This window comes from Spirochaetota bacterium (assembly GCA_034190085.1).
GTDB lineage: Bacteria > Spirochaetota > UBA4802 > UBA4802 > JAFGDQ01 > JAXHTS01.
On record JAXHTS010000030.1, the window covers coordinates 23,248 to 46,462 of the forward strand.

The 23,215-nt window shown below is 35.1% G+C and carries 17 protein-coding genes; 4 read left to right on the plus strand and 13 right to left on the minus strand.

The genetic code is table 11. From position 1 onward, the window contains the following. Window positions 1–7: 7 nt before the first annotated feature. The 7 genes from SVZ03_05535 to SVZ03_05565 all read right to left on the minus strand — a co-directional run bounded on the left by SVZ03_05535 (window position 8) and on the right by SVZ03_05565 (window position 8,446). Complete coding sequence (locus SVZ03_05535) at window positions 8–1,237, minus strand: CoA transferase (GenBank protein MDY6933672.1); 1,230 nt, start codon at window positions 1,235–1,237, stop codon at window positions 8–10. Window positions 1,238–1,305: 68 nt separating this feature from the next. Beyond that, window positions 1,306–2,526, minus strand: coding sequence for a CoA transferase (locus SVZ03_05540; GenBank protein ID MDY6933673.1), 1,221 nt, complete (start codon window positions 2,524–2,526; stop codon window positions 1,306–1,308). Window positions 2,527–2,690: 164 nt separating this feature from the next. Further along, window positions 2,691–3,746 carry an OmpA family protein gene (locus tag SVZ03_05545; GenBank protein MDY6933674.1) on the minus strand — a complete coding sequence of 352 codons (1,056 nt, stop codon included), beginning with the start codon at window positions 3,744–3,746 and terminating at the stop codon, window positions 2,691–2,693. Then, window positions 3,743–4,408, minus strand: a complete 666-nt coding sequence (locus SVZ03_05550) for a hypothetical protein (GenBank protein ID MDY6933675.1) — start codon at window positions 4,406–4,408, stop codon at window positions 3,743–3,745. Before SVZ03_05550 ends, SVZ03_05545 begins: the two co-directional genes overlap by 4 nt. Before the next feature lie 238 nt (window positions 4,409–4,646). After that, the gene (locus SVZ03_05555) at window positions 4,647–6,095 is read right to left on the minus strand and encodes a hypothetical protein (protein ID MDY6933676.1); all 1,449 of its coding nucleotides are present in this window, start codon (window positions 6,093–6,095) and stop codon (window positions 4,647–4,649) included. A gap of 89 nt (window positions 6,096–6,184) precedes the next feature. Next, a complete protein-coding gene (locus SVZ03_05560; protein MDY6933677.1) occupies window positions 6,185–6,910 on the minus strand; it encodes an outer-membrane lipoprotein carrier protein LolA in 726 nt (241 codons plus the stop codon). 141 nt (window positions 6,911–7,051) lie between these two features. After that, window positions 7,052–8,446, minus strand: a complete 1,395-nt coding sequence (locus tag SVZ03_05565; protein MDY6933678.1) for an aspartate ammonia-lyase — start codon at window positions 8,444–8,446, stop codon at window positions 7,052–7,054. A gap of 921 nt (window positions 8,447–9,367) precedes the next feature. Between SVZ03_05565 and SVZ03_05570 the strand changes: the two genes are divergently transcribed. After that, window positions 9,368–10,366 carry an adenylate/guanylate cyclase domain-containing protein gene (locus tag SVZ03_05570; protein MDY6933679.1) on the plus strand — a complete coding sequence of 333 codons (999 nt, stop codon included), beginning with the start codon at window positions 9,368–9,370 and terminating at the stop codon, window positions 10,364–10,366. A 130-nt stretch (window positions 10,367–10,496) separates the two neighbouring features. Here SVZ03_05570 and SVZ03_05575 read toward each other — a convergent pair whose 3' ends face one another. Both SVZ03_05575 and SVZ03_05580 read right to left on the minus strand, forming a co-directional pair. Beyond that, complete coding sequence (locus SVZ03_05575; protein ID MDY6933680.1) at window positions 10,497–11,498, minus strand: hypothetical protein; 1,002 nt, start codon at window positions 11,496–11,498, stop codon at window positions 10,497–10,499. Between the two features lie 242 nt (window positions 11,499–11,740). Next, the gene (locus SVZ03_05580; protein ID MDY6933681.1) at window positions 11,741–11,992 is read right to left on the minus strand and encodes an acyl carrier protein; all 252 of its coding nucleotides are present in this window, start codon (window positions 11,990–11,992) and stop codon (window positions 11,741–11,743) included. Between the two features lie 367 nt (window positions 11,993–12,359). On the opposite strand from SVZ03_05580, the gene SVZ03_05585 reads away from it, so the two are divergent. Beyond that, the gene (locus tag SVZ03_05585; protein ID MDY6933682.1) at window positions 12,360–14,270 is read left to right on the plus strand and encodes a nucleoside-diphosphate sugar epimerase/dehydratase; all 1,911 of its coding nucleotides are present in this window, start codon (window positions 12,360–12,362) and stop codon (window positions 14,268–14,270) included. Between the two features lie 24 nt (window positions 14,271–14,294). On the opposite strand, the gene SVZ03_05590 is transcribed toward SVZ03_05585, so the two are convergent. After that, complete coding sequence (locus SVZ03_05590; GenBank protein ID MDY6933683.1) at window positions 14,295–14,567, minus strand: hypothetical protein; 273 nt, start codon at window positions 14,565–14,567, stop codon at window positions 14,295–14,297. A gap of 482 nt (window positions 14,568–15,049) precedes the next feature. Between SVZ03_05590 and SVZ03_05595 the strand changes: the two genes are divergently transcribed. Then, window positions 15,050–16,114 (plus strand): 3-isopropylmalate dehydrogenase, encoded by a 1,065-nt coding sequence (locus tag SVZ03_05595; protein ID MDY6933684.1) that lies wholly within the window; start codon window positions 15,050–15,052, stop codon window positions 16,112–16,114. Between the two features lie 150 nt (window positions 16,115–16,264). Here SVZ03_05595 and SVZ03_05600 read toward each other — a convergent pair whose 3' ends face one another. Both SVZ03_05600 and SVZ03_05605 read right to left on the minus strand, forming a co-directional pair. After that, window positions 16,265–18,190 (minus strand): aldehyde ferredoxin oxidoreductase N-terminal domain-containing protein, encoded by a 1,926-nt coding sequence (locus SVZ03_05600; protein MDY6933685.1) that lies wholly within the window; start codon window positions 18,188–18,190, stop codon window positions 16,265–16,267. Window positions 18,191–18,535: 345 nt separating this feature from the next. Then, complete coding sequence (locus tag SVZ03_05605) at window positions 18,536–19,741, minus strand: hypothetical protein (GenBank protein ID MDY6933686.1); 1,206 nt, start codon at window positions 19,739–19,741, stop codon at window positions 18,536–18,538. 459 nt (window positions 19,742–20,200) lie between these two features. Here SVZ03_05605 and SVZ03_05610 point away from each other — a divergent pair, with 459 nt between their 5' ends. Further along, entirely contained in the window at window positions 20,201–21,898 is a 1,698-nt protein-coding gene (locus SVZ03_05610; protein MDY6933687.1) for a methyl-accepting chemotaxis protein, read from the plus strand. Between the two features lie 21 nt (window positions 21,899–21,919). Here the strand turns inward: SVZ03_05610 and SVZ03_05615 are convergent, their stop codons facing one another. Then, window positions 21,920–23,176 (minus strand): glutamate-5-semialdehyde dehydrogenase, encoded by a 1,257-nt coding sequence (locus SVZ03_05615; GenBank protein MDY6933688.1) that lies wholly within the window; start codon window positions 23,174–23,176, stop codon window positions 21,920–21,922. Window positions 23,177–23,215: the final 39 nt, after the last annotated feature.

A 23,215-nucleotide genomic window follows, 5' to 3' on the forward strand; every position in this document is an offset into this window, starting at 1 on the left:
TTTCAGATTATTTTTTTGCCTTACGTTCCTGCATCCTCCAGACACCTAACTTATTTTCCTCCACTATATTCTGGATCATATCATCAGAGTAATTCAATAATTCTTTTAATATCTCTTCAGTATGCTGTCCATGATCTGGTGCTGGTTCCGGTGTCCCTTCAATCACGCCAGGCATCTTGAATACTGAAGCTATAGTCTTATATTTTTTCCCCTTTAACTCTATTTCTGTTATCATTTCATTTTTTAAGACCTGAGGATCATTAGCAACCTGATCATAATCCAATACAGGTCCGGAAGCCATATTATTTTCATCACGTATTACCTTAAGCCAATCATCAGTGGTCCTCTGGCGCAGGGCCTCCTCGAAGTGTTTGGTAAATTCTTCTACATTTGCTAATCTATCAAGCATATTACTAAATTTTGGATCCTCCAACATCCATTCAAGACCTACTATCTTTAAGAGCAAACTATCATCAGTTGGTCCTAGTGTAATGAAACTATCCTTGGTTTCAAATATTCCATAGGTAGGTAGCATGTGATGTCTTCTGCCTTGAAGCCCGGGTTTCTCTCCAGTGGTAAAATAGTTTTGAAAAATAACCTTTTGCATAATTAATAAAGAATTTAAGAGACTTGATTCAACCTTTGCGCCCCTTCCCTCCCTGTCTCTGTTTACTAATGCTGCTAATACTGACATAACAGCAAAAATGCCACCCATCATATCCGCCATTGCTATACCACCTGGTATTATGGGATGGCTCCCTGGTTCTCCGGATATGCTTAGTATTCCACTATGGCCACAGGCAATAATATCAAAAGCTGGATATTTTACATATGGTCCTGTCTCTCCATATCCTGAGATATTACTACGGATGATTCTTGGATTGATCTTCTTCAGGGTTTCATAGTCTGTCCCTTGCCTTTTGGGAACATCCGATCTGAAATTGGAAAAAACAACATCGGAAATTTTTACAAGCTCATCAAAGGCCTTCCTCCCATGTTCAGCAGTAATATCTAATATTATACTCCTTTTGTTTCTATTCAGGGTTAATATATAAAAGAATAATGGATTTACTTCTATTGTTGGCATACCAAATCTCATCAAGTCACCAGTTGGTGGTTCTAATTTAATGATTTCAGCTCCAAGATCACTTAAAAGCATTGTGCCGAATGGACCAGCATGGGCATGACTCATATCAATAATTCTTATCCCGCTCAACGGGCCTTTTGTAATTGCCATTTATAATCCTCCCTTCATATAGATAATATTGGAAATATTTTTCACTTCAATCTCAATCTAATTTACTTTTATAGATCCTTTAACATCGGATTTGAGCTTTCATTTTCTGTCTGAATCTTCTTAATCAGCTCATCAGAATATCCAAGCACCCTCCTCAATACCTCTACAGTATGCTGATTGAGATCTGGAGGTGGGTCAGGTTCACCTTCTATTAGATCAGTTTCATCGGATAACCTGAATACTGTTCCTACTGTCTTGTATTTTTCACCCTTTAGTTCCATATCAATAATCATTTTATTGTGAAGCACCTGTGGATCATTCATTATTTGATCATAATCAAAAACTGGGCCACAAGCCATATCATTTTCATCACGAAAGATTTTTACCCACTCATCAGTAGTCTTTTCGATCAATTTTTTCTCAACTACCTTATCAAGTTCATCTTTATTCGCTAGTCTATCCACAACATTTTTAAATCTAGGATCCTCTAATTCTGACTCAAGCCCCATAAGTCTTAATGCTTTATCCTGGTCTAATGGAGCCATTGTAATATATCCATCCTTCGTATCATATATACCGTATCCAGCTCCTAAGGGGTGTCTCCTACCCTGTAGTCCGAGTTTATTGCCGGACAAGAAATAATTCTGAAACATGGTTTGTTGCATAACCAATAGACCATCTAAAAGGTTAACGTTTAATTCCATCCCTTTGCTATCTCTATTTCTCTTTATCAGGGCTGCTAGTATCGACATAGTTCCAAAGATACCACCCATCATATCAGCAAAGGCGATACCTCCAGGTATGACTGGCACACTTCCAGGCTCGCCTGAAATACTCAATATACCGCTATGTCCACAGGCGATAATATCAAAGGATGGATAACCTGTATAGGGGCCTTCCTTCCCATAGCCAGATATGTTACAGCGGATGATCTTTGGATTAATTGCTTTAAGTGTATCAAAATCAGTTCCCTGCCTCTTCATTACATCAGCACGATAATTGGAATAGACTATATCAGATTCCTTTACGAGATCATAAAAAGCCTTTTTCCCATACTCTGACTTTAAATCTAATACTATCCCCTTCTTGTTCCGATTTAGACCAATTAAATAACTATCTTGAATTGATACTTTGGGATTCCCCATTCTCAATGGTTCCCCATTAGGTGGCTCAATCTTGATGATCTCAGCTCCCAAATCCCCCAAAAGCATGGTGCCAAATGGACCGGCATGAAAATGAGTTAAATCTAAAACTCTTATACCGCTTAAAGGTCCCTTCGTAATTGACATTTAAGATTCTCCTTATATAAATTTTTTTGTTATAGTTTTTATCCTAATACTATTTATTATATTCTAATCTAATGAAATTTTTTCTTATTCAGTTGATACTATTCAATAAACCTATTAAAATCCAATTAAATAGATAAGGGTAATAATTCTCAAAATCAATTATATCATTTGGTTGATTTAAGTCTGGGAACAACCACAATGTCAACACGTCGGTTAAGGGCTCTATTTTCCGAAGTGTCATTTGAAACAATAGGTTGATATTCACCATAACCCATGGATGTAAATCTACCTGGATCCAATTTTGTATTTTTTAGGAGGTAGTTTAATACTGCTAGAGAACGCTCAGTAGATAACTGCCAGTTATCTCGGAACTGTTTATTGCTGATTGGTACATTATCAGTATGCCCCTCAATATGAATTCGATTCTCCGGATAATCGGAAAGAATTGCTGAGATTTTATCTAATGCATGCAGTATTTCTTTCTTTAATACAGCCCGTCCAGTATCAAAACAGATTTTATCATCGATGTTGATGATAATCTTCTCGTGCAGCCTCTTTAATCGGATCTCGCCCTTCTCTATCTCCACTGAAAGTTGTTTTTCCAAATCATTGGCTTGTGTGGCCATTCTATCCAATTCATGCCTTTGGGATTTAGTCAGTTTTTTTATGCTTTCAAGTTCATCCGAAAGATTAGCTACTAAGGATTGCATCTTAGTCCTATCTTTTTCATTTTGCTCCTTAAGCCTTGCGATCTCCTCAAGATGAGCCTCTCTCTCTTTTTGAAAGTCATCACGCAGTTTATCTATTGTTTCTTTACACTGGTTCTGCAATCTCTTATTCTCGTTAATGAGTTCTTTCTCACGATCACTGCTCTTTCTCTTTAGAATATCCCTCACCTTTTCCAGTTCTTTTATTCTCCTTTCGGATAATCTGTTATCTTCATCCCTCCCCTTCTGAAGGAGTTCAATTTTGTTATTTAAATTGTCTATATTGTTTTCTAAATCCCTGATCCTTGCTTCTAAGCTGGACACCTCATTTTTAAATTGCTTTTTCAAAGATTTCAGCTCTAGCTCCAATGCAATTTTTTCATTATATAATGAATTATACTCCCATGAATAATAGAATATATCAGCTTTCAAAGCAGAAGCGCTGTATAATAACAACCCTAGGAAAAGCAATAATAATAAAAATTTTTTAATATTAAGAAATATACCTTTCATTGTTCAACCTCATATCCGGTATTTTTCAGTTCATCTTCTGCTTTATTTAATAGTTCTATTGTCTCTTTATGTTTTTCTTGTTTTTCGTTCAGTTTTTCTGTCTGATCATTGAGGAAATCTTCATATTTGATATCATCAATAATATCATCCCCAAATTTTTCTGGTCGTTTGGATTGATATTTTTTCGCAATCTTGGCCTTCTCATAATCAAGCTTAGCAACCTTTACCGCTAATTCTGAATTTTTAACGTCCAGAAGCGCTTTGATTTCATTTCGTTTTGCCATGTTATATTTCAAATTGGCTTTGGCCTGCGTCTCTCTCCCCATGCATTCTTTTATTTTATTTTGTACTTCATTTAACTTCTCTGTATTATCAGAGAGTGTGTATAATTTCTCCTCTTCCTGTAAAAGTATCTTTGTAGATTGGATTTGAGAAACTGAAGCCTTACACACTCTTATCTTCTGTTCCCCAATGGATAAGTTTTTCTCCGTTATGTCCTTATCCTTTTTCTGTGATATTATTTCCCCTTCCATCTTCTCCAACTTAGCTGCCTCATCACTAGTCATCTCGCTTAAATAGACATCATCTATTGGCTTCTGCATCGTAATGCAACCGCTCAATATAAGAGAAATCGTAATTATAGATAGGATGTAATATCTCATTGTTATAGCCCCTTGAATGTATATTAAATTTGATAAATAAACATTTCCTGCCTGATATTCATAATATCAGGTCAAGTGGTCAAGTAAAAATCTTAATATTATCACGATTATTTAACAACATATCAAACAAAATGATCTATTATCTCTGCTTATCTGGGAGGGATTGACTATCACAACTAATTTAAATATCAGATACCAAATCTATTACAAATATTGATTATTTCCTGTTCCCATTGATCTAAAATTTACCACCACCGAGAATATAGACTCCTCCCTCTGAAGGGCTATGAGACAGGTCCCAAGCATAGTAAATCTCAAGCAACAGTTTCCTATACAAAATCTTACACTTAAATCCACCCCCTGTTTCTGCCATCCATTTATCTGATTCATCCTTGAAATATCCGCTATTTATAAAGGGGCCAACATACACAAACTCCGGTGATATTTCTAACTCCTGGTCAATCCCTCCTATATTCTTCCATTTTGAGGATGTAAAGTCATTAGAAAAACCGAGAAGGTTTTCGTCATATACATAACTCCAAAAGAATCTCTCATTAGAGGTAGTATAATAGAAATTGATTCTTGGAATAAATCTCAACCATGAAAACAAAAGAACTGAAGTCTTGGCAGATAATGATGATATCATATAACCATCACATTCAACATTGCTCGTTCCACCAGAAAGAAGGAGTCTTATATCTGAGGACTCCTCATGAAATAGCAGATGATATCTGTTCGATAAACCGAGATCCAATGTCAACCTAGTATCATAATCAACGAATATATCCTCTCTATATTTATCCAATTGAGTTATTTTCTCTTGTGCATATATATCAAAGGTTATAAAGCGATGAATATACCTGATACCAATAACTGGAGTAATGGACAAACACCTATATTGAGAGTCAAGGGACTCCCATTCTTCAAGCAATCTCGAGGTGTTGACACCTATATAATATCCTATATTTGTATGATCATTAAATAAGAAATATTTAAGGTCTACCTCAACCCTTCTAAAATAACTATCCCGATAACCAATTCTCGAAAAAATATCTATAGCAGAATCATTAAGTTGATAAAAATAACCGAGTTTTGGAGATAAACCATAAATCGGCCCAATTCCAATTCCACCGTAGAAGTTACCTCTTCTCTTTTCGGCTTTAACAGAGAGGAATACGTCACCGGAGTCCTCATAGTTGATCGGATACATGCTGATTGAGTCAAAATTATAGATTTTTTTTACCCTTTCTATCCTTTTCCCTAATGTATATCTATTATATACCTCACCCTTCACTGGTACAATCATCGACTCAATATTCTTAACCATTTGATCACTAACACCGGAGATACTTATCCCTAAAATCCTGGATTCATTTATGTGTATTTCTAAAATACTATTTTCTCTCAGTATAAGTCTCGTCACATAGCTGGTTGTATATCCCCAATTATGATATTCATTCGTTACCTTTACACCTAAGGACTCAATATCCGATCTTGTTAAAGTGCCCTTCTTATCCTTTATTATATCCTCAATATCAATATCTACTGTATTTCCTATAAAAACAATATCCCTGATCTCTATAGCAAATATTGAGCCCTCAATGAGCAATACTCCAATTATGATAATGCAACCTAAAATTATTTTACTGCTTAATAGGGTTCGTAGTTGAATAATATATTTATACATTAAAAGATTTGATCTTGGTAGGTTGAGTAATCGCATAGATCAAACACGTTGTTTATGAGCTAATGTAGAAAAGCATGAATATTCTGCTGTTAATGTAAATATTTAATTCTAATATCTTTAGGAAAATCGATATGAAATACCTGATCTGTTATAGCATAATTCAACTGTACATTATTGTACTCAGTTATATTACTGGTTATTCCGTTAGCTGTTCTTGCATAAACCTCTATCCTTGAAGGAAAGTATATATTCCCTATCTTTTTATATCCATGATATTGTTCCTTCATTATCTCAATTCCATCTCTACCCTTCACAATCTTTGTGAGAATAACCATCTTCTTTGTATCTACCTTTATGTCTGTGATAAGTCCTCTCTTTTTATCCCTGATAACAAATTGATGCGCCATTTTAAAAAAACCGTATAGATTCCTCCCACGATAATTAACCTCATATTGTTTGTCAAAATTTTTCTCATATTCCCTTAGTGGATTTATATTCGACTGATGAGAAATGCTATCCCCTTTCGAGACCCTATATAATATCTTTTCTGTAGGATAATACCAGATAAGCCGACCTCCATTATTCATAATGATCTGTTTTTGTGGAAATGTATAATCAATCCTAAACCTATAATTGCTGTCTGCCCTATATCTCCCCTTAAATATCTCCCTGTAGTGCTCCGGTGTGTAGATATATTGAACAATCTCTGCATCAATCGTATTAATCTTCGAGTTCTCCTCTACTATTTTCTTAAAAAGGGGGATATCATCCCCAAAAGCAGGGGTTACGAGAAACAAGAGCAAACAGCATATCATTTGAGATATTTTCTCAATAAATTTTTGGTATAAGGATTGTAGCAAATCTTATTCCCCAGGAGATTGTAATAAAATAGATATGCGCTGATTATTATATGTAATATTTTGTGAAATTATCTATTCTTGTAATGATTATAATATTCATTTTTGCTTTCCCTTGTTATGAGTGTATATCATGGGATCGAAGAGTTCAGAAGCCTCTTCAGGCGTCAAGATACCCTTGTGTACGGCAAGCTCAGGCACGGAAACCCTTTGTTTTATGGATTCCTTAGCAAGCTCAGAAGCAGCAAGATATCCAATCTTCGGGGAGAGTAGCGTTGCCAAAGAAGGATTCATCTCTATATGAAAGCGGCAGACATCCTCGTTTGCCTTAATTCCCTTTATGCAACGCAAACAGAATACAGGCAGGTAGTTGGTAAATATTTCAATAGATTGTAAAATATTGTATACAATAATAGGAGTCATTATATTCAAATCGATTTGTCCGGCTTGTGCGGCTAATGCAACAACCATATCATTACCTACAACCTGGAAGCATATCATATCAAGACATTCGGCCATAACAGGGTTTACCTTACCAGGCATTATGGAGGAACCGGGTTGGACAGGAGGGAACTCAATTTCAGCAAGCCCTGTTGTTGGCCCGGAGCCAAGAAGCCTAAGATCATTAGCTATGCGAATTAACTCAAGCGCCAATTCCTTTAAAGAACTCGAAAATGCAGACAACTGAGAACGACTCTGTAACGCTTCGAAACTGTTATGAGCTGGAATATATTCTTCATCACATAATTCTGAGATATAAGCAATTACCTTTTTCATATAGTCAGGATGGGTATTTGCTCCAGTGCCAGTAGCTGTACCTCCAATGGCTAGTTCAAAGAGATCATTCCGCCGTTGAGAAATGCGTTCTATAGATCGTTCTATAGCTGAAGCATAGGCTGCAAACTCTGCACCAAGAGTAAGGGGCATTGCATCCATCAAGTGAGTGCGTCCTGATTTAGGAATATGTAAAAATTCCTTCTCTTTTTCAAGAAATGAATCTGCAAGATTATGCAAAACTGCAATTAGCTTTCCTGAAAAAGTCGCCACAGCGATATGAGAAGCAGAGGGGAAGGTATCATTTGTTGATTGTGACATATTCACATGATCATTCGGATTCAAATAGTCATATTCGCCCTTTGGATAACCGAGAATCTCTAAGGCCCTGTTCGCTATCACCTCGTTCACATTCATATTGAAGGAAGTGCCAGCTCCAGCCTGAAATACGTCAACAACAAACTGATCTATAAATTCTCCTGAAAGGATTTCACTTGCTGCCTCTACTATGGCTTTGCCCTTCCTTCGATCTAATAATTTAAGTTCCATATTTGTTAGGGCAGCAGATTTCTTGATAATGGTATAGGCATTTATAAACACTGGATGTGCATGGATGCCACTAACTGGAAAGTTGTAGAGTGCTCGCGCTGTCTGAATGCCATAATATACATCCTGTGGTAACTTAAGTGTTCCCAGTGAATCCTTTTCGATTCTTTTCATTAAAATCGCATTCCTTAAATATTGCTAATTAGAATTTCTTCACTTCACACTTGGCTTATTTGAGTTGCTTTACTTTTTACTTCTTACGGTGTGATAGATATTGTTAAAGTATTATTTATATTGAATAGTATAATGCTAAATATAATTTATAATAGCAATTTATGATGAAGAGTCAATATTTTTTTAGTAGCATTTTTTCGATATACTATGCTAATCATAACATACTACACATTAAATATAAAAAATTACCTCCATTTTGAAATCACTACAGCAATATTATAAATCTCCAGACAATAAATATTTTTTCTATGATCCAAAAACTGCCACTAGCCCTAGTTTCAAAAAGAAAATTTCTTGCATTTTTATAATTTATCCTATTAACCTTATCTGTTTGAGGATCGTAAATCTATTCCAAGAGTACTCATTTAATGATAACGTAAATTATTTCATTGACAAAACCATATGACATGTAATTATAAATATTATTTTAATAATCAAAAATTTTATCATGACTATATTCATTATATCTTTAATTTACTATTATTAAGATATTAATCTTATCGAGATACATTGTTATGATGAATTTGTGAGTGCTACAACAATTATTAATTTCATTAAAATCAAAATATAGGAATATCTCTGATCACCGATCGACACAGGATCTGCTATTATCAACCTCCATGAGAATAGAATAATATATGTAACAATACTTTTCCCTTTAATGAGTTATTAGAAAATATTCCACCCAGTAGATAAGGATGCAGGAAGTGGAATAACAATAGACATTGATGGAGAAAACCAGCGTTTTCATGAATATAAACTACTATCAACAACAAACGGAGTGATGGACAGAATGGAAATAATTGATGGAAGGAAGATTTATTCATATAAGCAATAATTAATTATCTCCAGGAGAAGAATATGTATTCAAAGTTTGAGTTTAAGAGATTATTATCAGGCAATATTAAATATAAGTCAGAGCATAGTGTAATTATTAGCTTTGACATCAGAGGATTCTCCTCATTTAGCGAAAAAGAAACTCTAAATAACATCGCCATGTTTATATACAAGACCTTTATGAAAATAATTTCCGATTATTTCTTTTTTAAAGGCACATTTTTTAAGCCAATGGGCGATGGATTGATTGCTATAATTCCATATAATGAAAGCAATGTTAAGGATGTAATTAAAGACGCAATTGTCATGTGTTGGAGACTACTTATAGAATTCCCTTCCTTTTTTGAAAAAGATCCAATGATAACCTTTTCAGTGCCTAGCAAGATTGGGATTGGTTTAACAAGGGGGGAAGTGCTGCGTGTTATCTCAAACAACGAAACAATAGACTGTTTTGGAAGGGTGATCAATTTAGCATGTAGATTAGCTGATTATGCCCTACCCTTAGGTATTATATTCCATGAAAGCTTTGGCAAAGATCTCCTACCAAAAAATATTAAATCGGAATTTAAGAAAGTAAGTTTATATATAGATGGCATAGCAGAATTGAAACCTACCAACGTGTACTACACTAAGAATTATACCAATATTCCATCCTTTGCTCTAAAACAACCCTGGAAACACTTAATAGAACCGTTGCAGATCCAAGAGTTGGGATATAAAATTGATAGAATTAAACAGATTATGGTTGAATTTGCATTGACTACAGGATTAACTGGAGGTTCAAGCATCAGGAGGGAGTATAAAGAATTATACGATGAGATTTCTCTTACAATTGAAGATTTGAAGAAAAAAGGACTTCGTCTATCGCATTCAAATAGACTTGCCAGATTTGAAAATTGGACAGAATATATTCATGAACGATCTCTTCGTCGTGAGGATAGGGAGCTAATAGTAGATGATTGGTATAGGTCAATATTAAAATCAATAAAGAAGTATATGCGTGAATATCCAATGGAGGCTTGATGTGGCTAAAAATTAAATTGCTGATAATAACATTAATCTTCACTGTAGGAATTGTCTATATTCAACTGATATGATATAAATAATCAAATTAGTTTATAATGTTGACATTAAACCTATCTAAAACTGCTTACTAATCGGATATTTCAATATTCAGCTTATCGGCTGCATATTTTACCATGTTCATATCCTCTTCCTGATTGGTCTTGATAATGCCTTCTTCCCGATGCATATTACCACCCCTTACGATCCCTGCTATCTCCCATGCATAAGGGTGAAACCCAAACCTCTTTTTGTGTAAATAATTGGCCAAGGCATTTAAAAGACAATTAGTTGAATTTGGATCAGTATCAGAGGGCTTTTTCCACCCTAGGGATTGAATTACCTTCAATATCTCCTCTTCATTATAATCAACAAATGCTAATGGGTGGATATTTTTAGGCCATCTCTCCTTATCGATATCAAGTTCAGCATCTGTAACAAAATAGGTGCTTAATTCTGGTCCCACCTGTTTGAGAAAAGGCTCCTTTATAGTTTTATGTGTCATACGTTGAAGTCGAGGGCTGGTCTGCATTATTGCTGAGCTTATGGGAGCCTGACCAGGTGACCAACCATATGCTACTAAGGGAATATTCATATGCAATGCTGTTTTTAAAACTAATGCTTTAACAAGTCCAATACAGGTAGTACAGATAGAGCTTGCCCTATCCAATGTTTTTGCGCTATAGATATCATTGATTGCAGCGAATCGAAAGGCTTTCTTCATAATATCAAATGGTGGTCTTACGATCATACTGGTTGCACCTATTTTATCTGTCATATTAATAATATTGATTTTAGCCTGATCTGATAAAAAACCATTATCAAAAGTCCATGCTAAGACATTAAGGCCATATTTGCTTATTAAAAAATGAAGTGTGTAAGTTGAATCCTTACCTCCACTATAGGCAACAATTGCATCATAGTCGTTTTTACCCTTTTTGCTATTCAATAGGTCTTCAAACTCATTTAAATAATCCTTTTTTTTACCTTCATCAGGTATTGGTGTATGTAAGCAATAATTGCAAATACCCTTTTCTTCAAAATTTATACCTGGGAATGTCTCTGGCAATACACATTTAGAACAAAATACCATCTTTTATCTCCTTATTATGTTTATTAATAATTCAATTTGTCTCAGAAGTATTCATTTAACAATATAAACTATTGAATAAAGCGATTTCAAGTTGAGATGCAGTAGGTCAGATTACTCACGGTAATGATATCACAATAGGTGATATTGAAGTTAATTGACAGCTTATAGCTGTACTTCAAATAGTATAGAATTGTATTCCTTAAGAATATATGACAACAATCTCGAGGATTTATAATGATTATTCATTCAATTCCTTTTCCCTTTAAAAAAGAAATGAGATTATTTATACTATCCAGATTTTCTGGAATTAACTCCTCATCATCAATCTCAATAGAAAATCTCTCCTCTAAAAACATAACTAATTCCAATATGCCCGTAGAATCCATTATACCGCTATCAATCAATGACTCATCAGGCACTATTTCTGCATCGCTCCGTCCAGCGATGAAATTTTCTTTTATAAAACCAAATAATTCATCTTGTATACTTGCCATTAATTCTCCTCAAAAATATCAATATATTGCTATTGAAAGCCTATTTTAGCATTAACTTAATCTTGTGTTGGTTGCTTTTTATTGATTAGAACAATAATTGACCGAATTAAGTGTGATTGATATAGTAAAATATATATTTTACTCATATACATTATTAAATATAGATTTTTTTAAAGTAAAAGTCAAGATAAAATAATAGGATTAAGGTTTTCTATACTATTAGTATGTTCATGCACAATATTTGATTGACAATTAATTATTATTGTACACTATTAAGTAGTATATTGGCTATTAAAAATATTTTATTGCAATCATCAAAAGAGCCGATCAAATAACAGATAAATAGTCAATAATATGAGGTATCACAATGTCTATACTATATATGATAAGAGGAAAGAGGTTACTATATATATTAATTGATAGTATAATAATAACATCAGCATATATTCTTTCCTTCTTCATCGAATTCTATTCAGTAAAGAGTACAATAAATATTCAATACCTCTTGATAAATCTGTTTCTATTACTTGGATCTTTCTATATTCTTCAAATATATCGGATAATGTGGGAATACTCCAGTATTAAAGATATTTATAGACTCCTCCTCTCGAATATGGTCGGATTCTTAGCATTAATTATCATATATTTTTTCCTAAATTTAGAGCATTACAGAATGATTATTGTTCTTTCCTTTCTAATAACAGCTAGCCTAACAGTCTTTTATCGAATGGCATTTATAAATCTCAATTTTAAAATGAGTTCAAGCGTTCCCTATCGCTATGAAAATATTTTGAAAGAAGGCAAGTCTCGAAAAAGAGATAAGGGAATATTGATTGTAGGAGCTGGTGAGGCTGGCTCAATGATTATGAATGAATTCTACCATAAGGGATTGGATAAGAGAGTGGCAGGTTTTATTGATGATGATACAACAAAAATCGGAAAGATTGTAAATGGTAAGATGGTTTTAGCCCCGACCTCAAAGATAAATGATATAATATTGAAATATAATATAAATATGATAGCCATTGCCATGCCATCTGTAGATGTGAGGCATATTAATAGAATTGTATCAATAATAAAGACAAGTAATCCGGATATAACAATTAGGATTCTTCCGCCATTTACAAGTTCTTTTGATAGGAAGCCGTTGATCTTTGCTTTAAGAGACATTGGAGTTGAGGATTTAATTGGGAGAGAGGAATTCAATGTTGACTGTAGCGCTATTGAATTCGATTTTACTGGAAAGACAATACTTATTACTGGTGCTGGAGGTAGTATAGGTTCCGAAATTTGCAGGCAGATATTGAAATTTAGGATAAAAAGACTAATTGCTGTGGGCAAAGGGGAGCACTCAATATATAATCTAATAAACAATCTTCAGGATCATGTTGATCTGTTAGACTATAAACTTGATATCATATATAAAATTGCTGATATTAGGGATCAAAGTCTAATGAATCAAATATTTGAAGAATATAAACCCGAAGTGATTTTTCACACTGCAGCTCATAAGCATGTCCCTTTAATGGAACACAACGAAATAGAGGCAATTCATAACAACATATTGGGAACAAAGATATTGTTAGACCTTTCTAAAAAGTATTTAATAGGAAAGTTTATATTCATCTCAACGGACAAGGCTGTTAATCCAGTGAATATTATGGGAGCCACAAAGAGAATAGCTGAATTATTGATTCTCTATTATTATAGGGAGATAGGATTAAATGCATCATGTGTCAGATTTGGCAATGTAATTGGTAGCCGCGGCTCAGTGATTCCGCATTTCTGTAAACAGATAGAAAGGGGTGGGCCAGTTACAATAACTCATCCTGAAATGAGAAGATTCTTTATGACTATTACTGAAGCTTCGCTTTTAGTAATAAATGCAGCGGCCTATTCCAAGGGGGGGGAAATATTTATTCTTGATATGGGAGAGCAATATAAAATCCTGGACATTGCAAAGAAGATAATAAGGTTATATGGATATGAACCTGAAAAGGATATTAGAATAATATTTACTGGATTAAGACCTGGAGAGAAGCTGAATGAAGAGCTGATTTCCAAACGGGAAGATAATTGTACAACAGATAATGAAAAAATATTCGTATTAAATTCAAAAGATGAGATTTATAATAAAGAGGTAATTGAAAATTTTATGAATTATGAAATTTTTAATATTTTTGATTATGATTCTGATCAAATCAGGAATATTATAGTTAATATTGTTCCAGAATATCGTAATTTAGTTCTTCAATTGCAAGAAATAAAGATTTCATGATTTACACTTAAATGTCAATACACTTCATGCGACCACTCTTCTCTCCGATATCCTTCTGTCACTTTCTCTTCTTTCTCTCTGCCTTCTCTCATTGAAATTGGTATATATTTTCCCGCTATATCTTCTCTCACAGACTCTTCTATCAGTGACTCGTCTATTGGCAAATCTGCGATTAAAAATCATCCTATTTATTCTAATAACCTTCTCATATCTAATCAAATAGAATAAAATAAATAAAATTGTAACCGCTAAACCTGCTGAAGTAATTAATAAATACCCCATGGGTGTGTAATCCATTATGATACCTCCATGTATTTAGCCAATAGGTAAAATAATTTGATATTTGTTCTACCCAACCTACAATTATTGAGATCTTAAGATCTACTGGAGTAAGTATTTCAACAATTAAATAAAAATATGAAGATAAATGAAGAATTTACTCAAAATATAATATAATAAAATAATTATATTACGGCAAATATACAAATATCAGCATAATATTGTCAATAATTCTATTGTACAATTTGTATAATACTATATAAAAATAAAAAATTATCATTTCATAATCTATGGATATAAATTTTTACATTTAGAAGAATGCTTCACATTGGTTACCTTTCTGTGATGTTAGATGAACAACCATTTTTTACTAAAAAGGCTTGATATACAATCCTAACTTAGGTTTTATTGATATTCTAGTCCTTCCAAAGAAGGCCGAATAAATATTTATAGTATTTGGAAAGTATTATATCTCACAATAATAGAAAAGGTTAGCAAGTATGAGAACATATAGAATTGCTGTCATTGGCGGTGACGGAACTGGACCTGAAGTCGTTTCTGAAGGATTAAAGGTCATTAAAGCTGTAGCAAATCGTGAAGGATTCAAACTTGAATTAAACGAATATGATTTTGGAGGAGAGCGTTATCTTCGCACTGGTGAGGTGCTTCCAGATTCGGCTATTGGTGAGATGAAACATTACGATGCAATTTATCTAGGCGCAATAGGTCATCCTGATGTGAGACCAGGTATTCTCGAGAAGGGGATTCTTCTTCGACTCAGGTTTGAGTTAGATCAGTATATTAACCTACGACCAGTTAAGCTTTATGAAAACATACCAACACCATTAAAGGGCAAGGGGCCAAACGAGATCGATTATGTAGTGGTTCGTGAAAACACAGGTGGGATCTACACAGGTATTGGTGGGATATCAATGAAGGGCACGCCGAATGAGGTTGCTGTGCAATCAATGGTATACAACCGCTTTCAAGTTGATCGCTGCTTGAGATGGGCATTCAAATATACAAAAAATCGCAACAAGAATAATACACTTGCCCTTTGTGGGAAGACCAATGTGTTAACATACGTATATGATCTATGGGAGAGGGCCTTTAATGATATCGGAGATAGGGAATATCCAGGGATTAGGCGTGAATACTATCATGTTGATGCAACCTGTATGTGGATGATTAAGAATCCAGAGTGGTTTGATGTTATTGTTACAGGAAATATGTTTGGGGATATTATAACTGACTTAGGCGCTATAACACAAGGGGGTATGGGCATCGCTGCTGGAGGGAATATCAACCCAGATGGTGTTTCCATGTTTGAACCGATTGGTGGCAGCGCTCCAAAATATACCGGTAAAAATGTAATAAATCCAATAGCCGCAATTGGAGCTGCTCAGATGATGCTGGAAATACTTGGTGAACAAAAAGCCTCAAAAATGGTGGAAGAAGCGATGAAGAAGACAATCATTAAAATGGATGATATGGGCGCTGGTAAGATGGGGATGTCCACCAGCGAGGTTGGTGATGATGTGGCAAACAATGTATCGATAATATAATGAATTATAAACTCACCATTCGTTAGCAAGCAATGGTAGAGCAAAGAGTAGAAGATGATAGATGCTGGTTAATAGCTATTGCGATACAATTAGTAGTAGGGATTTTAGAGATGACCACATTCAATTATAGTAGTAAATAATCAAAGGAGCCTACTTCACCAGTCCTCCCTTTCTAAGTCCCATCACAATATCGGACATGTCTATTTGCTCAAGTGTTTGAGCCTTCTGGAGACCAGTTTCAGTATCCCATCCCCTCAATTGGTAGAATTCTTCTCGCATCTTTTCATATTTCCCCCGATCAAGGATATTGTCTTTAAAGGATACGGGCGCTTCAGTTGGGCCAGGAACTATCATATTAGGATTAAGGGCTGATGTTTCAATCGGAGTTGTAAAATTATAATCTGGCGGATTGTCATCCTCCTTGGCCTTCCACCCCTCACGGAGGAGAACGCTCCTTTGAAGATTAAAAATCCTTTCTCCATATATATTCAGATTCTCATCATCGGTTTTAATGCCCGTAACCGCTGAAAATATTTTACTCTCCAATGCAGGATCTCCTAAATGATCAGGGGTATTGAAGGAGTCCATTATTGGCCAGGCAGCCTCACATAGTAAAAGGCTATCCTTAATAAAAACTCGATCCTGAATTTTTGCAGCAGCTATTGCCTTGCCTTCATAGCTGGTGAGATCCCAGGCCTTGTCGCTTCCCCAGAATAATGAGGCTGAAGCTCGAAAGACCTCAGCCGTTGTTGGGGACAACTCTGGTCTAATCTGATGAAGAAGCCAACGTGCTATAGGATAACTTACCTCATGGAGTTGAGCTATCGGCGGTCTTGGCTCAAATGCATAGAGCAAGGCTGTGATAATGTATTCACGTGGAGAATAAGCCCCACCTAATCCAACATCAACGACCATTTCTGAAAAATGAGACTTGGCTTCATTTCCAAGGATTTCTCCAGCCCGTACAAGACCCTCAGCAAGGATATCACCTATACCCTCTCTATGAACGATTAAGTGAGCGAGTTGTTCGAAAAACTTTCGTGTTCCGATTTCTGACATGTCCAAACCAGTCTCTAATTTATTAAAGTAACCGGATTTGTAACATTCTTCAAGCCACATTATTATATTGCTCATCTCCATAGTGCAGAGTGAGACATCATTACAAATTTCAGTAGCATCTAAGGCTGTCTCAAAATGTTCACCCTGTCTGGATAAAACATAGGGCATATATAAGATCATTGATTGACATTTGCGAACAACCTCCCTTCCAGAAGTAGTACGGTAAAGGCCACGAAAACAGTCTAAACCACATTGATAACATGAAGCAGTTTTTTTAAATCGCATATGCTGCTTGGGAACCGGAATCCTTAACGTTCCTCGTTTACTCAGATGGATGGTATAGCGGTTAAGCTCTCTCAACTCATCTCGTTTTGCTACATCTGGAATCCCTGTTCCGAATACAGAGATGGCTTTAAGATTCTTCGAACCCATAATGGCGCCGAATCCGCCTGTTGCGCTCCCTTCATGATCAGTCATCATAGTAGCGCTACGACATTTATTTTCTCCTGCAATTCCGGTTGTGACAAAACGAATCCTCTCTCCATGCTTTTCTCTTAATAAATCCCGCACTTCCTTGACACCCTTACCCCATAACCAAGACGCGTCCAGAATCTGTGCTCTTCCGTCACAGATCCAGATATATACTGGTTTCTCGGCACACCCAACGACAATAATGCCATCATAACCCGCCTTCTTCAGGAATGGTCCAAAGAATCCACCAAGATTTCCATAGCAGAATCCTTCCGGCATCCTCATCGGAGATTTTCCTACAACTACAAATCGCGAAGCTCCATGGACACCTGTCGCGGCAAGCGGTCCACTCATCAAAATCAAGCAATTCTCCTCATCATAAGCCCTAATCTCAGGTTTTACCTCTTCCCAATATATTCTTGTAGCAACTCCGCGTCCACCTATAAAACGATCAGCATAATCCATGGTCTCCAACTCTGTTATTCTATAATTACTGAGATCTACCTTGAGTATTTTCCCACACCATCCATAAATATGTTTTTCCATTTTTTACCTCCCAAATAAACCTATAGCCATATTTGTATTGAACCATTAGAATCATATGCAGTATCAATAATAATCAACATCCTGGACCAGTATAGGTAATTTTCAAGATGTTTATTATATTCTAATGTAAATCATTGTTATTATTAATGAATCTAAAAGTGTAGAATTCAAATTGAGGAATGATTAGGTATGCTATTAAGTTCCTATGTGAATGTTGAGTCTGTTTTATTGTATTGCTTTTCACATATGCTTATTCTATTGGTAGGCATGTTCATTATTACATGTGGTGGTAGTATTTCATTTCAAAATACTACCACCACATGTTAGTGATCGTTTACAATTGCGTTATTGAATAAGTATTGCTAAGAGTAGATTGAGCCAATCCTCATCTACCGGGACGGGTATTCCATTTATTATAAAAGTACCACTGGGATCCGGTTCATCTGCAAAATCAAACTTGCAAAGATCATAATACAATGCAACATCATCAAAACCGACTGTTTGATCAAACAATCCTCCAGTTATTACCAATGGCGCGCCAGGTTCAGTATTGAGAAGCATTTTCACTATCAATTCACATGGAAATATACTATAGGAATGCAGCGTCATCAGCATAGTCATTTCTCCGCTGATAGCTAAATTCGAATATTCTTCTAGCTGGAATTCTGTGAATGTTAAGTAAAATATTATACCTGGGTCCTCAGTATCTGTAATGATCTGCATTTCTATTTTCAATCCATCATAGTCCCTGATTATTAGACTCTCAAAATCTTGAGCTGGATCAGAAACAAGGGATAAAAATTGCTCCTGAATCAAGTTCCAATCAATTTGATTCATAGCTACTGCTAAAACGTTCATAATTTTTTCAAGAGGAACAAAATCACTGGGGTCACACTCCAGTAAATCGTCTAGTGTATACTCTGTACCATCGATGATAATCTTGCCATTAAAACTATATTTCATTATAACATATTCATAGAGAACCATAAGATCCTCTAATTCAATGGTTGTTCCATCGAATTCACCCCCGGCTAATGTCAAGGGTGTATCATCATCAGTATTCATTACCATCAGTATCGCTTTATCCTGGATGTTGTGTTCTATCCGTGCAGTCATAATACCACTGATCGTTGAATCTATACAATTTAGTCCAAATTCATCAAAGGTAAATGTTAATTTAAGCTTAAAAGGGTCATAACTAGTATATATATCAACCGTTAATCCCTCTTTAATGTTTATAGTTCCATTGAATAAGCTTTCAATCAAATCCCATATCCCAATCTGCCCAACATCTCCGAAGGTGGAATTCAAGGCCTCCTCAATTATCTTCTTAATATGTTCAGGTTTGGCAGTAGCCTTATCGACTGTGCTTTCATCTGTTGCCTCATCGGTTGCACTTTCTTCAGTTATTGGGATATCGATAATGACATCATCATTTGGTTGTGAATCATTGACTGGATTATAACTGAAGTCATTACCATCGCCAGAACATGATGTAAATAGTATTGCAGCAAATAATGTTAGTAAGAGACTTCGAATTGAAGATTTCATAAGATCCTCCCCATTTTTTAATTAGTTTGATTGATATATTTGAAATCTATTCCCCAGTTTATTGTAAGGTGTATGTATCAAATATATTTATCTATCTAGAATATATATATATTACTCATCATCGTCAAAAAAAATGCAAGCTTTAACAATAAAAAATTTTTAATTTTCATGCCAACTTACTTAATGACTTAGCCTAGATAATAATATGATTACTAGCTGATATTGTATTAGCATAAATCATTATATTATTTAATAATGAAATATTTCATAATGCTGTAATTTTGGATAAATCAATGTGAATATAGTACTCATGATAATACTAATATATTTTACTTGATTACTATCAAAATACTACTTATAATTATTTGTATTTAAATTTATGAATGATCTATAATATAGGACATTAAAGTAAGATAATATTGAGTTGAAATAAGTATAGTAGCGATACGATACATAAACATGTTATCTGGATTTGTTAATATTAGATTTAGGACTAAGCTCATTTTATCAGTAATTATTCTCATAGGTCTATTCCTTTCCATGGGATTATGGGTATATATTAAGATAGACAAAAGTCAACAAACACGTCAGCAATATCGGGAATTGGTTACTGAACTTCTACTATTTCAGAAAACAACTGCGATTTTAACAAAGATAATAGACCTTCCAAAGGATACAGATACTCCCAAAACAGTTCATTCTCATATCCAGGAAACAGCAATCAGCAATATATTATCATCATTCAAGGAACTACTTGAGAAACTAAATAAAATATATAATGAAACGACTCTTCAAAATGACGTTTCTTCCAGACTAAAAGGGTGTATTGAATCTCTAAAGGAAAACTCAACAAGGATGCACAATTTGCAGAATCCCAATATCAAGGGGGGAATTGGTCAGGAATATAACAATTCCATTCAAATTATAAATAATGAGACCGATGTTCTCATTAGAGTCCTTCAAGGTTTAATTGATACCATAAATTCATCTATGTTACATTATTTCAACCTCCCTATCCTAATAATGTCCTTGTTAGTGATTTTATTGTCGATAATCTCCTATAAAAGGTATATAAGTAGGATTATACAGCCTCTAAAACACACAACATATAGAATTAGCCAAATAATACATGACAATAATATCACAGAGACAAGGGATAAAGTTGAAGATATTACTGTATATAAGTTCTGTGATCGAATATCATCCCTCATTAAATATAATGCTGATGCTGTAACTGAAATCCAAGAGAAGACCACTACCCTTATTGAGTATATCAACGACATGTGTGAAGTTTTGGACTTTCTATCCAATAAGGCTGACGAACAGCATTTGGCTGCTGAAGAGGATCTCGTGTCAATAAATAATATCTCTGCAATGATGAGTGAGATATCAAATGGCTCAGAGGATCAGCAGATGAATCTCGGTATTCTCATCGTCAGGATAATCGACTTTACAAAGATAGTTGAAACCATAAATAATAATCTTAGCAATCAGATATCGATGATTAATAATATTTCCACAATCTCAGAATCTGGAAATGAATGTCTAAAACAGATGACTGAAAGCATGACTAAGATTAGCGCAAGCTCAATAAGAATGACTGATGTTATTAAATTGATACATGATATTTCCGATCAGATCAATCTACTTTCCCTGAATGCAGCAATCGAATCTGCCCGTGCAGGTGAGCATGGAAGGGGTTTTGCAGTTGTTGCTGATGAGATATCAAATTTAGCGGAAGAAACAGCAAATAGCATACAGGAGATTGACTCACTAATACGAGAGAATGAAATTGAAATAAAGAATGGTCTTGCGCGGGTTACCAAAACAGTAGAATCAATAACATCTGTCAACAGGGAGATTGGTTTGGTAAAAGAGATAATGGTAGGATCCTATGATAAGATGGAAGATCAAATAAAGAACAATTATGTAGTAAGCAATGAATCAGAGAAGGTAAAGCACGATGCAAATATCATTTTTGAGGCCATAGATAATCAGAAAAACGCAATTGATATATTACTGAATTCAATTTCGAGTATAAAAGAGATGTCCCAGTATTTTTCATTTCTAACTAAACGAATTTTGAATAATGTTCAGGAATTAAAGGAGAATGCACTCACACTCGAATCAAAGACTAATTTGTTCAAAACCGACTGATAATTTCATTACTGCTATACGTCACTCCCTTACTTGGCCATCTCCATATACAACAAATTTAGTTGTAGTAAGTTCCTCAAGACCCATTGGGCCAAAGGCATGCAACTTGGAAGTGCTGATGCCGATCTCAGCGCCTAAACCGAGTTGATTGCCATCACTAAAACGCGTTGATGCATTGACTAAAACAACTGAAGAATCTACTTCGCGCAGAAATCTTCTGGATCTTTGGTAATCTGAAGAGACAATTGTCTCAGTATGATTGGAACCGTATTTCGCTATATGATCCATGGCTTCATCAATGTCACCGACTACTTTAACGGCTATAATAAGATCAAGGTATTCAGCAGACCAGTCCTCTTCAAAGGCTTTGTGAGCATCAGGCAGTATTTTCTGTGTTTCAACACACCCTCGTATCTCTACACCAGCCCTGATAAGACTATCAGCGATACTGGGCAAAAAGGTATTAGCAACAGATCTATGAACAAGAAGTGTCTCCATAGCATTGCAGACACCGGGACGATTGACCTTTGAATTATAACAGATATCCATTGCTGTAGGCAAATCGGCTCCTTGGTCTACATATACATGGCATACTCCTTTATAGTGCTTTAATACAGGTATCTTGGAGTTCTCCACTACAAAATGAATCAGCCCCTCCCCTCCTCGTGGAATAATCAAATCGATATATTCCGATTGAGCCAACAGAACGTTTACTGCAGATCGTTCTTTAATAGGCAATACCTGAACCGTCTTTTCCGGAAGACCGACATCAAATAATGAACGATTAATAATAGAGGCCAATGCCTGATTAGAATGAAATGCCTCTGATCCACCGCGAAGTATTACCGCATTCCCGGCTTTAATACATAAGCCAGCGGCATCAATGGTTACATTTGGTCTAGATTCATAAATGATGCCAATTACACCAAGGGGAACGCGCATGCGCGATACCTGAAGGCCATTGGGTCGATGCCATGTCTTGCTTATGGAACCTACAGGATCATCCAACATCGTTATCTCTCTCAATCCATCAGACATGGATTTTATTGTTTTATCTGTAATTGTAAGCCGATCAATCATCGCTTTAGTAAGTCCTTCATCAATCGCGTAATCAATATCCTTTTTATTTTCGTCTTTAATGAATGAGGAATTTTTCTCAATTTTATCCGCAATTTTATAAAGAACTTCATTCTTTTTATTTGACGAACATCTATTCATATATCTGGAAGCGACCTTTGCTGCTTTCGCAATCTCAATTATTGTATTCTCAATGGACATCCTTCACCTCACAATTATACTATATCATACATTCCAATC

What these genes read in the sequence shown, in the direction of transcription:
- SVZ03_05535 (MDY6933672.1), bottom strand. Translation starts at nt 1,237, where the DNA reads ATGGCAATTACAAAAGGCCCGTTGAGCGGGATAAGAATTATTGATATG.
- SVZ03_05540 (MDY6933673.1), bottom strand. Translation starts at nt 2,526, where the DNA reads ATGTCAATTACGAAGGGACCTTTAAGCGGTATAAGAGTTTTAGATTTA.
- SVZ03_05545 (MDY6933674.1), bottom strand. Translation starts at nt 3,746, where the DNA reads ATGAAAGGTATATTTCTTAATATTAAAAAATTTTTATTATTATTGCTT.
- SVZ03_05550 (MDY6933675.1), bottom strand. Translation starts at nt 4,408, where the DNA reads ATGAGATATTACATCCTATCTATAATTACGATTTCTCTTATATTGAGC.
- SVZ03_05555 (MDY6933676.1), bottom strand. Translation starts at nt 6,095, where the DNA reads ATGTATAAATATATTATTCAACTACGAACCCTATTAAGCAGTAAAATA.
- SVZ03_05560 (MDY6933677.1), bottom strand. Translation starts at nt 6,910, where the DNA reads ATGATATGCTGTTTGCTCTTGTTTCTCGTAACCCCTGCTTTTGGGGAT.
- SVZ03_05565 (MDY6933678.1), bottom strand. Translation starts at nt 8,446, where the DNA reads ATGAAAAGAATCGAAAAGGATTCACTGGGAACACTTAAGTTACCACAG.
- SVZ03_05570 (MDY6933679.1), top strand. Translation starts at nt 9,368, where the DNA reads ATGTATTCAAAGTTTGAGTTTAAGAGATTATTATCAGGCAATATTAAA.
- SVZ03_05575 (MDY6933680.1), bottom strand. Translation starts at nt 11,498, where the DNA reads ATGGTATTTTGTTCTAAATGTGTATTGCCAGAGACATTCCCAGGTATA.
- SVZ03_05580 (MDY6933681.1), bottom strand. Translation starts at nt 11,992, where the DNA reads ATGGCAAGTATACAAGATGAATTATTTGGTTTTATAAAAGAAAATTTC.
- SVZ03_05585 (MDY6933682.1), top strand. Translation starts at nt 12,360, where the DNA reads ATGTCTATACTATATATGATAAGAGGAAAGAGGTTACTATATATATTA.
- SVZ03_05590 (MDY6933683.1), bottom strand. Translation starts at nt 14,567, where the DNA reads ATGGATTACACACCCATGGGGTATTTATTAATTACTTCAGCAGGTTTA.
- SVZ03_05595 (MDY6933684.1), top strand. Translation starts at nt 15,050, where the DNA reads ATGAGAACATATAGAATTGCTGTCATTGGCGGTGACGGAACTGGACCT.
- SVZ03_05600 (MDY6933685.1), bottom strand. Translation starts at nt 18,190, where the DNA reads ATGGAAAAACATATTTATGGATGGTGTGGGAAAATACTCAAGGTAGAT.
- SVZ03_05605 (MDY6933686.1), bottom strand. Translation starts at nt 19,741, where the DNA reads ATGAAATCTTCAATTCGAAGTCTCTTACTAACATTATTTGCTGCAATA.
- SVZ03_05610 (MDY6933687.1), top strand. Translation starts at nt 20,201, where the DNA reads ATGTTATCTGGATTTGTTAATATTAGATTTAGGACTAAGCTCATTTTA.
- SVZ03_05615 (MDY6933688.1), bottom strand. Translation starts at nt 23,176, where the DNA reads ATGTCCATTGAGAATACAATAATTGAGATTGCGAAAGCAGCAAAGGTC.